Raw genomic sequence first — 14,430 nt, forward strand, 5'->3', positions numbered from 1 at the left:
ACCGGAGCTCTGCTTCCGGGAAACCTGCCAAGGGCAAGGCTGGCGCGGGCAGGACAGCCACCGGCTGGACAACACGGGCCTGCCCCGGGCGGGTTGCGCAATCAGAACTGCTGGCCCAGGGCCTCTCTCGAATGGCGGACCCCGCACTGCAGTGCTTTCAGCCAAAAAAATCAGCGCTAACGCCCGGAAAATGGTCAGTCCGTAACCGTCCCAAGACCAAATAGCTCAGCCGTAAACACCAACCGTTCGGTCGCTGGAAATGCCGCATGGGCGGTCAAGCGGCCGTCCTCGAAACGGAAATGCCAGGTACGCTGTGGCACCGGCGGCTTGGACTGAAAAGCTGTAGGGGCAAGAATGACAATGTTGCAGCCACCTGCCAGATCGCGGGCTGAGGTCGTGCGTATCAGTTCGATCTCGACCAATCGCGCCAGCGATGCAAGTTCCTGGCACGCGGTGTAATCGCTTTTGTGCGTCCAGAGCGCAGTATCGGCGACAAAAGGAGCAAGTGTGAGGTCAATCGCGTAGTCGGTGCGAACCTTGGCGGTAAAGCTCGAATGCTCGGTCGTTGTCGACGGGGGTACAAAGCCCGGCGAGCGCAGAAAGAACCGCAATCGCCAATAGGCTGTCTCGGCAATTGCAGTGCTTTCGGTTTCACTGGCATAGAAAATGCCGGGCCGTTCATCGGCCCTGCGAAACCGGCTCGCGGTACGGTGACCATAGCGAAATGGCGATGACAGAAGAAAATGAAGTCCCCGCGCCTCCTTGGGCAGGTCAGGCTTTGCAGCTTCGGCCAGTGCTTCAAGCCGAGTCTGATCTTCGAGCGACGCGGCGAGCCTGTTGGTGGAAATCCGGTGCTGCGCCTCAACGACCCGCCAGACCGTACCCTCATAGCGCCTGACTTCAGACGCGAGCGCGGTGGGCGTCAACATAGTCACAAACTGTCAGCAGGCCTTTGAAGCTGTCGATGAGGTCTATCGGCCGTGCATCAAGATCAAGATTGGCGACATCCAACCACCGGCGCGAAGCCGCATCATCGCTTCCAAGCAGAGCATCAAGGCTGCGAAACAGACGCAGCAGGAACTGGCCGGCTTCAAAGGATTTGGATGCAGGATCGAGTGTGGTCTGACCTGATCGCAGCCGCGAGACTGTGGCCTGCGACAGACCCAGCACGATACCCAGCTTTGCGTTGCTCAACCCCCAGAATTCTGCGATCTTTGCTACCGCAGAACTGAGAATACGCGCGTCATCGCCTTTATTGGAGGCTAATTGGGTTGCCATATCATTCCTTTCATTTGGTGTATATATCTTAATATCATTCAAATGAACAGAAAAAATATCGCGGTAGCACAGTATACCCTCGCCGATTACGCAGCATCAGCCAAGTCGTAAGCGCTGTCGGCTTCTGTGACAGCGGTACGACCTCCAAGTTGCAACAACAAAGCGCTCGCTTCTTCGGCGCGCGCCGCGGCTGTAAGGATTGCGCGATCATCGCTGCGCAGCAGTTTCAACCAATGCCCGATATAGCTGGCATGGCTGTCCAAGTGGCTGACGGGAAGGCCCAACTCCGCACCAATGATTGCGCTGGAAAGTTCAGCGACCAGTTCTTCTGCGGCATAAGCCGCACTTCCAAAACGGTTCTTCAAATTGCGATCCAGTCGCGAGGCATGCCCGGTCCAATGCGATAGCTCATGCGCAAGCGTCGCATAATAATGATCGAACCCGGTAAAGAGCGATGCTGGAGGCATCGTAATCCGGTCAGCTTTGGGTTCGTAATAGGCCTGCTGTCCGTCATGACGCAAATTGGCAGGCATGGCGGCGAAGAATGCGTCGAGGCCAGCTTCCCGGCCTACCGGTTCCGCTACTTCCTGCACCGCGACAGGATGATAACGCTGGTGCAGTCCATCGATCTGGTCGGCATTGAAAACCGCATAGGCTTTGAGAACACGGCGTGTTTCTTCCTCAGCCGCGCCACCTGCAGGGGCTTCCACCTCCTTGACATAGCTTTTGTAGAATATCGCTTGGCTGGATTTGGAGCCTTTACGGACCTGACCGCCCAGTTTGACAGCTTGCGCATAGGTCATCCAATAAGGCGAGGCATAACCACAGCTTTCTGCCACCATCCAGAGCCAGAATACGTTCATGCCGCGATAAGGTGTCCCGCAGGCCCGTAATGGTCGTGAAACAGGTACGCCGCGCCATGGTTGAACCCAAGGCTTGGTGCCAGCTTCGAGGCGCTCAATGATCTGCGCAGTTATGCGGGCGGCAGGCGATTGCTGGGTCTGCGCGTAATTTTTGCGGGTCATGATAGATATCTCCTGATGTCAACCGGACCTATTCCGGTCATGACACCAGTCCCGCGCTCCCTCTTCTCTAAACAGCCGGTAGCAACGCAAAAACGGCCCCCTCGCTTTTGCGAGGGAGCCGCTCCCGCAAGTACCCTTCTGGCTTTCCTGTCAGGAGGAGATCAGGCGGCCAATTCGGCACTCACGTGACTGTCATCGCCCTCTTCCAGCGAATTCATGGTAGCTTGGGTATCAGCGTCGTCTTCATCACCGCACACTGCAGATATTTCATCCGATCGTTCGGATGGCGCTACGGCAAAAGTCATGGCTGCAGGAAGCCAGCCCAGTGCCCGGTCTTTCACCTCAACTTCGGTGATGAAATTGCCCGAAAAAATGCGTTCAGCACTGGCAGCCAGGTCGCCCTTTTTCGAAGCGGTAAAGCGCGACGACAATGTTGCACCGCCAACGTCCGCAAGTGCGTCCAGTATGACCGATTTGGATACGCGGTCAAAGAAGTTGGCAGCGGACGGTCGCCACCAAGCAGCCATGTCGATGCCCATCAGGCGGCCCAAATGGTCATGGAAGATATTGCTGCGGCCACCTTGCATGTTGAGGCTAGCTTCCAGCGTCCGTCCAACAACCCAACCGAGCCATGCGGCGCGCGCTGCCTCGTCGAGACTGCGGAACAGGTCGAACCTAACCGTTACCGTATCGCCCGCACGCCAACTTTCATCGAGGCCGGAACGGAGTTCTGCAAGCGACGCGGTTGCTGCGGCATCATGGGCGACAAAGCCGTGCGCCGGACCTGATGCAGCCGCTCCGCGGATCGTTAGGCCTGGCGTTGGTCCGAAGCGCGTCGTGTCGGACTCCGCTAGCGCAAAGACAAACAGATCGAGTGCAAGACCCGGATCGCTTGCAATATGAAGAGCCAAGACGTCACGGCGCTGCATTGCCAGTTCGTCCACAAGCCGCTGCGACATTGCCGCCCGCTTGGATTTTGGGCTGCCTTCGCTTGTGACAATTGTGATCGCGCTCCCGTCGTCACCCAGAACGACATCGGTATCGGCATAATATTGCGGCTGGAGAACAGGCGCGCCGTCACGGCCGAGCGTCAGGATCAATCCGGTATTGGCTTTGATATCAGGGTCGATGATCTGGGGTCGATTACGAATAGCCGCGGTTTCTGCATCGATCTCGCTTATTTTGGTTTCTGCGGCGCGGATCGCCTCTTCATCCGAGCCTTCATCCTCAAGGATTTCAGCCGCGGTATCATAAGCTGTATCGAGTTCGCTCAGCCGTTCGATTTCAGCTTCGGTCATAGGCAACTCGGACGTTGGAACGCGCTGCAAGCCTTGCGTGACATCATGCGTCACATAGCTTTCCAATGTCGGCTTTACCCACGCGACGCCCGCTTCGGATGCAAGACAGGCTGCAATTTCACTCATCTTGGCGGTCGCCAGCTGTTCAAGCAGCGCAATATCGGACCAGCTCTCGCTGTCTTCGTCATCGAACAGTTCGCGGTCAATACGGCCGCCGGCAGCGAGATATGCATCTTTGCCGACCAGACGCGCCCGCGGATCGCTGCCGTGGACAGTAGAATTGAGCACCATTCGGCGAATGCTGTCAGGCGACGTAGCGTACCAAGCCTTGGACGCATCTTCGAATACGCGTTCCTGCACAGCCTGGTCTGACGTAGCACCATATGCTTTGGCAATGTCGAGCGTGATTTCACCGGCTGCAAGCGCCTCGAAAACGACCGGCGCCAAGGATGCGAGCCGAAGTCTGCCTTCCACAAACCGCGTCGTCTGACCAAATCGGCGCGCCACATCTTCAACACTTGCGCCAGATTCAATGATGCTGGCGAATGCCTGGGCTTCATCAGCAGGGTTCATCGCAAGACGGTGGAAGTTTTCGGCAAGACTGACTTCGCGGATCGCTGTCTCATCGCCGCCGATAACAAGGCACGTAATCGGAACATTGCGTGCAACCGCTTTTTCGTCCGCCAGTGCCAAAAGTGCTGTGCGGCGGCGACCACCAGCCTCGACCTCGAACATACCCTTTTTGGCGGGCCGGACGACGAGATTTTGCAACAACCCTTGTGCTGCTATGCTGGCTTTTAGCTCGGCGTCGGCTTTCGGGTCTGTATGCTTGCGGACATTTCGGGGGCTTGGAACGAGCTTGTTCAATGGAATTGACTGGATCATGATAACACTCCTGATGCTTGAGCCGATGCTCCGCCATTCGGCACATCAAAGCTCAAAAACGCGAAGCGCCCTCTCCTCTCCCAATCAAATTGGTCACGAGCTTCGTAGTGTTAGCAAAAAATTTGATGGGAACGGATATGCCCGATTGCTGTGGTACATTCACAAAGCGACATGCTGCGGGAGAAGTCGCTGCTTCCGCTAACAAACCAGACATTCATAGGCCCGCGCTGAGGCGTCGGAACCGGTCGTTGACTCACCATCTTCGCGGCGAGCTGTAGTTACGGAGACTGGGACGAAGCCGTCGTTTCGGTTAGGCATTTGAATGGCGGTTTTCGGCGACAGCAGACAGTCCAGCCTTGCAAAGACGCAATCGTCGATTGAACTAGGTTGGCCGTCAGCCGCCTGTCAGCTATCGAGTGAGATCTTGGAAGAGCAGACTCACCACGTTTTGGCTCCTCTCTGCGCATGATGCTGGCACGGCATTGACGCGCTAGGGGATGATCCCTTCGTGCGGCAAGGGAGAGCAAGATGGCACGGATTGTCTATATCGCGATCAACAATTTTCGGTGCGTCGAAAAGCTTGACTGGGTTCCTTCGCCCGGGATCAATTGCCTGATCGGGCCAGGTGACGCCGGGAAGTCCTCAATTCTCGACGCCATCGACTATTGCCTCGGGGCACGTCGAACCGTCCAATTCACCGACGCCGACTTTCACGGCCTCGATGTTACTACACCGATCTCAATTAGCATTACAATTGGCGACTTGTCCGATGCACTCAAAAGCATTGATACCTACGGCGCATTCGTTCGCAGCTTTGATCCAACGACGGGATTGATCGACGATGAACCCGAAACTGGCAAGGAGACCGTGCTCACAGTTCAACTTTCGGTGGGAAGCGACTTGGATCCCGTTTGGACGCTGGTCTCTGACCGAGCGAAGGCGCAGGGATTGTCACGCAATCTCACATGGGGCGATCGTACCCGCCTGTCTCCGACGCGAATTGGGGCGCACGCCGAACACAATTTAGCATGGCGGCGCGGCTCAGTGCTTAACCGTCTTACCGAGGAAAAGGCGGACACTTCGGCTGCGCTCGCCAGTGCGGCGCGCGATGCCCGCAAAGCCTTTGGCGATCTTGCTGATGCGCAGTTGGGTGAAACCTTGAAGATCGTCGCCGACACCGCGCGCGAACTGGGTATTCCCGCAGGCGATAAGGTGAAAGCTATGCTCGATGCCCATTCGGTCTCATTTAGCGGCGGGACGGTGGCGTTGCATGGCGACGACGGTGTTCCTCTTAGGGCGTTGGGGGTCGGGTCGACACGCTTGCTGGTCGCCGGATTGCAGCGCAAGGCCGCCAAGGAATCAAGCGTTCTGCTCGTTGATGAACTCGAACACGGTCTCGAGCCGCATCGGATCATCCGCTTGCTTAGCTCGATCGGTGCCAAAGAAACACCGCCGCCGATTCAAGCTTTCGTGACCACGCATTCACCGGTCGCATTGCGGGAACTGCGTGGCGACCAGCTCTGGGTGGTGCGCAAGCCGCCGGGCGGTCACAAATTGGACCTCGTCGGGATCGCGGACCCCATACAAGGCACTATCCGCGCGCATCCCGAAGCCTTCCTCTCACATTCCGTGCTCGTGTGTGAGGGCGCCAGTGAAGTGGGACTTATTCGCGGTCTCGACCTGTTTTTCGCCGTGCACGGTTATGCTTCAATCAATGCACAAGGGGTCGCGTTGGTCGATGCCGGCGGCGTCAACAAGATTTACGGTCGCGCCGATGTTCTGCGTAATTTGGGCTACCGCACGGCCTCCCTTCGCGACGACGACGTGCAGCCGGATGCTGTAGAAGAGGGGCTGTTCACATTTAATGGTGGCTCCCTCTTCAAGTGGGCGGCTGGCCAGGCGCTCGAACATGCCATTTTCCTCGGCGTCAGCGACGCGGCGGTTCACCAATTGCTTGAGCGCGCCATAGATCTGCATGGCGAGGAACTCATCGGCGAGCATATTTTAGCCGCATCGCAAGGCACGGTTTCGCTGGCGCATTGTCGAGGGCCAGTTACCCCAGCAACGCGACAGACCTTGGCAATTGCTGCGAAGTGGAAGAAGAACGCCTGGTTCAAGACTGTGAGCTGGATGGAGGAAGCCGCTCGCGACATCATTGGTCCGCATCATCAGAATGCGACCTTGGAATTCCGAACAGCGGTCAGCAACATTTTTCAGTGGGCTCACGGTGCTTGACGTCGATCTCCTGGCAATCGACCGCGGTACCGTCACCGCGCCTGCCGGATGCGGCAAAACCCATCTTATTGCACAGGCGCTCACGCGGCATAGCGAAACCAAACCGGTTCTTGTTCTGACTCACACCAACGCCGGGGTGGCGGCATTGCGGGCGCGCCTCGACAAAGCTGGCGTCGCACCCGGCCGTTATCGCCTGTCGACGATCGATGGTTGGTGCATGCGCCTGTTGACTTTGTTTCCAAAGCGCGGTGGCCACGATCCCGCCATTCTGTCGATCGGCAATCCAAAAGCTCATTATCCAGCGATACGGCAGGCGGCAGGAGTCTTGCTTCGTGACGGCCACATCAACGACGTATTGGCGGCGACCTATGATCGCCTGATCGTCGACGAATATCAGGACTGTTCACAGGTTCAGCATGCCATCATCTACTATGCTGCGCAGAGCCTGCGAACTTGTGTCTTGGGCGATCCGATGCAGGCGATCTTCGGTTTCCAGGGCAATACTCTCGCCGACTGGGATCAGCATGTCTGCGCACATTTTCCAGTAGCTGCCGAGCTGACCAAGCCATGGCGTTGGATCAACGCCGGCGAAGAGGGCTTCGGGCGCTACCTACTCGATGTCCGGCGTGCCCTGGTGGCAGGTCAGAGCGTTGATCTTGCCGCTGCGCCGCCAAACATCTCGTGGGTCCACCTAGATGGCACCGAAGATCATCAGCGACGGCTGCGTGCGGGCGCGGTCGCGACCGCCGATGGCGAGAAAGTGCTAATCATCGCGGATTCAAAAAGTCCCAACGGACAAAGGCAGTTTGCCAGTCAGATCCACGGCGCCGTCACGGTCGAGAATGTGGACATGCGGGATCTCGTCACATTCGGCGAAAATATCGATCTTTCGTCGCCCGAATTGCTCGACCATGTAGTAACCTTTGCGACCACGGTGATGACGAACACAGGCGGAGCTAACTTGCTCAACCGCGTCGCCACTTTGCGTGCCGGGCGAGAACGGAGACCGGCATCGCCCGTCGAGGCGGAGGCCATGAGGCTGGTCGAAAAACCTTCTTACGCAGCGGCAGCTGATCTTCTCGTCGAAATCGGCAAGGAGCACGGTGTCCGAACACACAGGCCTGCTATCCTGCGCGGCGCTCTCCGATTGCTCAAAAGCTGCGGCGATGACGCCGATATGTCGCCGGCTAACGCGGCCGTTCAAGAGCGCGAGCGCTCGCGGCTCATTGGTCGACCACTTGCGAAGCGAACCGTCGGCAGCACGTTGCTTCTCAAGGGTCTGGAGGCCGACGCGGCGGTCATTCTCGACCCAAGCGACATGGATCGACGCCATCTCTACGTGGCGATGACCCGAGGTGCCAAACGTCTGATCATTTGCTCTCGAAATGCGCGGTTGACGCCTGCATGAAGAAATAGACGGAAAATGTTGGAGGAACCCCGTCGTCAGCAGATCTGCCGAGATAAATGTAGTTCAACTCGAGGCCGTTCGTTTCCCGAAAGAGACATTCCGGAGCGTCCGTCGATGTTGCCTCAGAGGCACCGGATGAACGAATGTCCGCTTACTGCAATTCCGTCGTCCAGAGGTGACTTTCCGGAATGTCCAAAAAGCCGACTTTCGCTGGCCACCGCTACAATACGCAATATCGAGTTTGGGTGCGGAGGAATTACAACGCGATGCATCGCAATACAGAAACGGCATCGCTTACCGGCAGAAACAGCCGTGTCTGATAGCGAATGATCTCTGTGTAGCAGCCCTGCGCTTTGTACCACTCAAGTCGTTCGATCGACCATCCGATCAACTCCAAGCGTTGCACCCCATTGACCAACGAACGCTTCATCTGGAGTCTCTCTGGTCCGTTGATCGGAACCACTTTCCCCGATTTTAGCACTAAATCCGCAAGATCGTTGATGTCCAAATGGACCGGCTCATTAAAGCCGAGCGCATCCATAAGTGCTGGAACATGCGAAGGCGGAACTTCACGACCAAGTATTGACGGGCCATCTTTGGCCGCAACTCGGCTCACGCGCACATGATCATCTGGCAATTTATCCCAAATTGGCAGCAACAGTCCGGTCGCAAGATACAGGCGATCATGTTTCAGTGTCGCTGCGTCACAGGCCGCTTCGGTTCGCCATGCCTGTTTAAACTTCCCCAAACCAATGGCTTTCCAATTACTTTCTTCAATTTGCTCTCTGGTCAAATATTCGCGTGTCAGAGGGCGCAACAGCTCAAAGCGTTCAACCCGCTCACCATCATCGAGCATTAGCCGTCGGGCGCGAACGAGCAACGCAACCCGCCCAGACCGTGAATTTAGCATAGGCTTGATACGGCTTGACCGGAGGTCGTGCAGCCGATTGAGTTCTTCAAAGCATAGCGGATTGAGCTTTCTCGCAACCTCTATTTCCAAGAGATGCGTAGTTGCGCCGGATGCAGGATCAGTGCGCAATAGTTTGTCGGATTTAATTTCAAACTGCTCAACCAATATGGTCTCGACACCGAGAACGAGTGTCCCTGCCCTCCTTGCTGCATCAACGCGCGCTTCGACCAGCCCCAAATATTCATCGAAAATCATGTTCTGCAACAGGATCGGAAACGCCAATATTCGGTTGAGCCAGCGCTGGATCGTGGGTAGATCTTCAACCATGCCGCCATCTTTGGCTGAAATCGTAAGTCCGGACAGTTCTTCGAACTTTCCGAGTGAGACAGCACTCAATTTGCCTTCATACAGTAGTCCGAACCACCGGTTCAAAGCATCCTTGGCATAGATGCTTTCAAGATTGTCGGCTGGATTGAACATGTTCTGGCCGCCTGTCTGGCGCTGCCCGCGGGTCAATGCGCCAAGGCTATCGAGTCTGCGGGCGATGGTCGAAATGAACCGACGTTCGCCTTTCACGTTTGTTGTGACGGGCCGAAACAAGGGCGCAGATGCCTGATTGGTGCGATTTGTGCGCCCTAGCCCCTGAATGGCGGCATCAGCCCGCCAACCGGACTCTAAGAGAAAATGAACACGGCGCTGCTGGTTCTTGGCATCGAGGTCGGCATGATAGCTGCGACCAGTCCCTCCGGCATCGGAAAACACCAATATCCGCTTGTCGCCGTCCATAAAGGCTTGGGTTTCAAGCACATTGGCTCTGGGCGTGCGCGATTGGAGTTTTTGTCTGCCGTCAGTGCCGACAATTAAACGGCGCGTCCGGCCCGTCACCTCTGCAACCTTCTCAACGCCAAAGCGCTCGATGATGGCGTCCAGTGCAGTAGCGATGGGTGGTAAAGCGCACAACTGCTCGATCATTCGGTCCCGCGCAGCGATTGCCGCTCGGCATAGTACAGGATTGCTGTCTGCATCGAACATTGGTTCGGACCGTGCGTTGCCGTTTTCGTCGACAAATATCTGCATGAGCCGAACCGGGAAGCTGCCACTGAGATAATCGATCACATATTCACGAGGGGATAAATCGATCTCAAGATGCTCGCGCTCGTCAGGCGTCAGGTCCGCAAGCCGCCGGTTGAGCATTGCCTCCGCAGTCGAGACAAGTTGAACCACGGCCGAATGGTCGTCGCGCAAACTTTGCTCGATTGCTGGCAAAAGACTCGGAAGCTTCATCGACAGGAGAAGTTGCGCAAAGAAGCGCTGTTTCGTACCCTCAAATATGGACATCGCAGCGGCTTTGGCGCCGCTGTTGAGCGTATCGCCGCTATCAGCATCGACGATGCGCGTCGCTTCCAAGGCCTCCCTCAGATTGCCGTGAATAATCGCCCAGGCTTCAGCATATGCGTCATAGACAGATATCTGTGCATCGGTCAGTTCATGTTCGAGAATTTCATATTCGACACCTGCAAATGACAGAGCTCGTGATGCATAGAGCCCCAAAGACTTGAGATCGCGCGCAACAAGTTCCATCGCTGCAATGCCGCCCTCGCGAATGTCGCCGACAAACTTCTCGCGTGTCGCAAATGCAGTCTCCGATCCCCACAGACCAAGCCGTGTCGCATAAGCCAGATTGTTGACGTCGGATGCCCCGGTGGCCGACACATAAAGAACATGGGCGCGCGGGAGCATGTTCTGGAGACGTACGCCGGCAACGCCTTGTTCGGAGCCTTTGACTTTTCCTCGGCTCCCCTCGCCGCCTGCAGCATTTGCCATGGCATGCGCTTCATCGAATGCAATGACACCCTCAAAATCGAGACCCGCCCACTCGATGATTTGCTCAAGCCGGGTTGCATCGACGCGGCCGGACCTCAAAGTCGGATATGTCACGAACAATATGCCTTCGGGCATGTTGATCGCGCCGCCCAGTTTCCACTGCGACAAGGGCTGGATGTCCAGAGGCAGTCCGCCAAGAGCTGCCCAGTCTCGGCGCGCATCCTCAAGAAGCGTCTCGTTTTTGGAAAGCCAGACATGACGGCGTTCGCCGCGATACCAGCGGTCCAGGATGACACTCGCCACCTGACGGCCCTTGCCAGCGCCCGTGCCATCTCCCAGAAAATATCCGCACCGGTAACGATAGCCGTCTGCGTCCGGCGTCAGCGCACAACCTCTGTCGACGGGCTGAAATGACCCCACCAAATCTCGTTCAAATGCATTGGCTGCGTAAATCAGGGTTTCAAGCTGCGCCTCAGATAACAGCCCGCGCTCGATATGATCTGCCGACACCATCGGTTGAACATTGGGAACGGGCGCAGCAATCGAACCCATGGCAACCGACTCTACAAGCGGTGTTGGATGCGACATTGCAGCGGGTATCGAAATTCGGCTGGGGCGATATGGCAGATAATGTCCAACTTGTTCTGCAATCGGCGCCGCTTCTTCTAGTGGCACAAATTCTAGCAGAATGGGCTTGGCGCCGCCGCGCGATATCGGTCGAACGGGCGCCACCGGTCGGCGATGCGTTTGCGGTAGTATGCGCACGGAGGTGGTAAGTGGTCTGGGCAGAACGGGGCGGGTTATAGTACCGCTGCGGGTAGGCAATGCATCAACCAGAGAAACAAGGTCTATCACGTCGTTTACATGCGCCGTGATAGCAGGAGCATCATCTTCCGCTTTATCGAAAACGAGGAGACGCGTTGAGATCGAGGTTCCAGAACGCGCGAATGCGCGGTCCATCAACACATTGAGCCGCACCGCGAGCGGAAAGCGACAACGGCCCAGAAAAACACTCACATCAAACCATTCAGGCATGATGGCCACCGCCCTGCCACCGAGCGAAAGCCGTGATAGCGCCGAGCGCAAATGACGCGCGCCAGTTCGGCCATCCTGACCGCGTTCCAGGCCGACCGAAAATGGCGGATTGATAAGAACCGTGTCAGGCAAAATTGAAGGATTGAGAAGCTCGTCGATCAACTCGCCGTCATGCATCGACACCGCAACATCAGGAAATAGAACGTGCAATGCATCGCGTCGCAATATGTGAATTTCATTGAGGGCAAGTTTGGACCCGTTTTGCTTGGCCCAAAAGGCAAGCATTCCGGTTCCCGCCGACGGTTCCAAGGTTAGATTGCTGCTCGAAAGTCTGGCTGCACGCGCCGCAATCCAGGCGAGCCGCAATGGTGTCGAGAATTGCTGGAAACGGATCTGCTCTTCGGAGCGGTTATACTGGATCGGCGTCAACGCCTCCATCTGATCAAATACTTCAAAGATCACTCTATTGTCACTCGATTGACAAAGAGCTCGAGCCTCCTGCAAATAGATCAATTGCGCCAGTTCAACCGATGCATGCGTATCGGACAGTGACCAGCGATTGTCGGCATCTGTGGCCCCGGTCAACCTGGTAAAGGTTTCTGACAGATGTTTGCGCGTGAGCGGGATATTGGCCGCAAGATCAGCAGCTAGGTATCGCGCTGCTGCGATCGCGGGAACTTCGTTTGGTGAAAAGTCGAGATTGAACGCGGGCTGGTTCATGGGAAAGGCCTCCTGATCAAGGCCAGCGATCTTCGCGGAAATGCCAATCGCGCCTCACATGAGCAAGCGCCTCCTCCCCTCTCGCATGTGGTCAGACCGAAGCCCTAATACGAAGCCGTTCCCGAAGTTCATCGTTCCAGTCATGATTTTCCCGGTCGGGCGTGCGCGGAATAATGCATCGCCCTTCCCTCGTGTAAGCGTCCAACCCGCGCTTCAAAGCGAGTTCACCGCCTTTGTCGGCATCGACAAAGAGATGGAGCTCGGTAATGCTTTCCGGAATTGCGACTATTCCGAAGCGCTCGTTTCCAAGTGTTGCCCAGCACGGAATTCCAAAAAGAGTCTGTGCTGAAAGTGCGCTTTCCGATCCTTCGGCAAGTCCGAGCCGTCCGCTCACAGGATCTGACAGCCGAACGGCACCGGTTCCCAATTGCCCAAGTGCGCGCTTAGTTTTGAAAAAATCTGCCTTGGACGCTGTGGCGCGATCAATAAATGTTCGCTGGATAGCAACAATGCCGATATCCATCCGCACAGCGGCAATGAGCGCAGGAAGGAAACGGACGTTGGGTTTGCGCCCCAAAGGCGTTCGATCCAAAAACCGCAGTTCGCAGGAACGAAGCGATATGGAACGCTTGGCAAGATAGTGCTCACCGAGCGTATCTGAGAGCGGAACGGCCTGCTGCCACAGTCTCAAAGCATTGGCGTCGGGTCCGAATGGCTTTTCAGCTGGCACAACCACACTGCCCCTACCGTCGAACAGGTCGCGTGGTTGGATACCATGCCGCTTAAAGCCAGCGAGCACCTCCTCGCTCGAGCATCCAGCGAAACAATGAAACAATATTGCCGATTGTGCGACGCCAACCGAGAGCGACGGTGTTCTGTCGTCATGGGCTGGACAACGGCACATGCCTGATTTGCGCGACCAGTGCCCGCCCAAGGCTTTGACGATTTGACGGGCTCGGGTCTCAAGAGAAGATTGGAGAATGGGATGGCTGTTGGGCATGCTGAAGTCCTGCTGTTGCTACCTGCAACCGAGCGCCGCCTCCGCTCTTCACATAGCCGCAGCCCTTCCGTCTCGTCAATGTTCCTTGTATGTTCTTTTTTTGTGTCTATCAAAAAGGAATGCAAAATGAAAATATTGTTAGTGGGGCTATTGGGCCCCGGTCTGATTTACACAGCATCTGCAAGGGCTGATGCGCCTTCAGCCCAAAATATCGGGACGTCAGAGCAGCTTTCATCGTCCGATGTCAGTATTGATCCGGGATATCGAATCAATGAGCGAGGCGATTTTCAGGTTGTAGAGCATGGTCACTGGTCGCCGCCCTACCGCCCAACACCAACGCAGCATTTGGCCAGCGAAGCCGTATTTTCCGTCCAGCGCTCACGCCCGAATGAGAAATCCGTGAAATTTCGATCAAACTTTCAGCGGACGAGCTTTCTGGGCGACGTTCATGCAGCTGAAGCGCGCTTTGGTATCCCTCACGGGCTGCTTGATGCATTGATCTGGACAGAATCTCGTTACAATCCCTCTGCCGTAAGCAGTGCTGGTGCGGCTGGCCTTGGTCAACTCATGCCCGGTACTGCCCGAGACCTGGGCGTACGAAACCGTTTCGACCCAAAAGCCAACATCACTGGCGCAGCACAATATCTTCGGCAAATGCTTGACCGATTTGGCGTGGTGCATCTGGCAGTTGCAGCCTATAATGCTGGCCCTGGCGCTGTTTCGCGATTGGGACGAATTCCGCTGAATGGCGAAACTCCCGGGTATGTGCGTAACGTTCTGGATCGGTGGGCATTAAATTGATTAGGGGAAGT

Annotated in this window: 9 protein-coding genes; 3 read left to right on the plus strand and 6 right to left on the minus strand. The window is 56.4% G+C overall.

What is annotated here, in order from left to right:
- Positions 1 to 194 precede the first annotated feature (194 nt).
- From EUU25_RS06315 to EUU25_RS06330, 4 genes are all read right to left on the minus strand, one after another.
- Positions 195 to 929 (minus strand): RES family NAD+ phosphorylase, encoded by a 735-nt coding sequence (locus EUU25_RS06315; RefSeq protein ID WP_158903175.1) that lies wholly within the window; start codon positions 927 to 929, stop codon positions 195 to 197.
- The gene (locus EUU25_RS06320) at positions 901 to 1,278 is read right to left on the minus strand and encodes an MbcA/ParS/Xre antitoxin family protein (protein ID WP_158899310.1); all 378 of its coding nucleotides are present in this window, start codon (positions 1,276 to 1,278) and stop codon (positions 901 to 903) included. The genes EUU25_RS06315 and EUU25_RS06320 overlap by 29 nt, the downstream gene beginning before the upstream one ends.
- An 86-nt stretch (positions 1,279 to 1,364) precedes the next feature.
- Complete coding sequence (locus EUU25_RS06325) at positions 1,365 to 2,303, minus strand: ArdC family protein (RefSeq protein WP_158899312.1); 939 nt, start codon at positions 2,301 to 2,303, stop codon at positions 1,365 to 1,367.
- Positions 2,304 to 2,464: 161 nt separating this feature from the next.
- Positions 2,465 to 4,486: a ParB/RepB/Spo0J family partition protein gene (locus EUU25_RS06330; protein WP_158899314.1), complete on the minus strand. Its 2,022-nt coding sequence runs from the start codon at positions 4,484 to 4,486 to the stop codon at positions 2,465 to 2,467.
- Between the two features lie 528 nt (positions 4,487 to 5,014).
- Between EUU25_RS06330 and EUU25_RS06335 the strand changes: the two genes are divergently transcribed.
- Both EUU25_RS06335 and EUU25_RS06340 read left to right on the plus strand, forming a co-directional pair.
- Positions 5,015 to 6,721, plus strand: a complete 1,707-nt coding sequence (locus tag EUU25_RS06335) for an ATP-dependent nuclease (RefSeq protein WP_158899316.1) — start codon at positions 5,015 to 5,017, stop codon at positions 6,719 to 6,721.
- Positions 6,714 to 8,129 (plus strand): UvrD-helicase domain-containing protein, encoded by a 1,416-nt coding sequence (locus tag EUU25_RS06340; protein WP_222848831.1) that lies wholly within the window; start codon positions 6,714 to 6,716, stop codon positions 8,127 to 8,129. The genes EUU25_RS06335 and EUU25_RS06340 overlap by 8 nt, the downstream gene beginning before the upstream one ends.
- Positions 8,130 to 8,385: 256 nt before the next feature.
- On the opposite strand, the gene EUU25_RS06345 is transcribed toward EUU25_RS06340, so the two are convergent.
- A complete protein-coding gene (locus EUU25_RS06345; protein ID WP_158899320.1) occupies positions 8,386 to 12,618 on the minus strand; it encodes a strawberry notch family protein in 4,233 nt (1,410 codons plus the stop codon).
- A 91-nt stretch (positions 12,619 to 12,709) separates the two neighbouring features.
- Positions 12,710 to 13,618: a DUF7146 domain-containing protein gene (locus EUU25_RS06350; protein ID WP_158899322.1), complete on the minus strand. Its 909-nt coding sequence runs from the start codon at positions 13,616 to 13,618 to the stop codon at positions 12,710 to 12,712.
- A gap of 126 nt (positions 13,619 to 13,744) precedes the next feature.
- On the opposite strand from EUU25_RS06350, the gene EUU25_RS06355 reads away from it, so the two are divergent.
- On the plus strand, positions 13,745 to 14,419 hold the full coding sequence (locus tag EUU25_RS06355; protein WP_158903177.1) for a lytic transglycosylase domain-containing protein: 675 nt from the start codon (positions 13,745 to 13,747) through the stop codon (positions 14,417 to 14,419).
- Positions 14,420 to 14,430: the final 11 nt, after the last annotated feature.

The organism is Sphingorhabdus lacus (assembly GCF_009768975.1).
Lineage (GTDB): Bacteria > Pseudomonadota > Alphaproteobacteria > Sphingomonadales > Sphingomonadaceae > Sphingorhabdus_B > Sphingorhabdus_B lacus.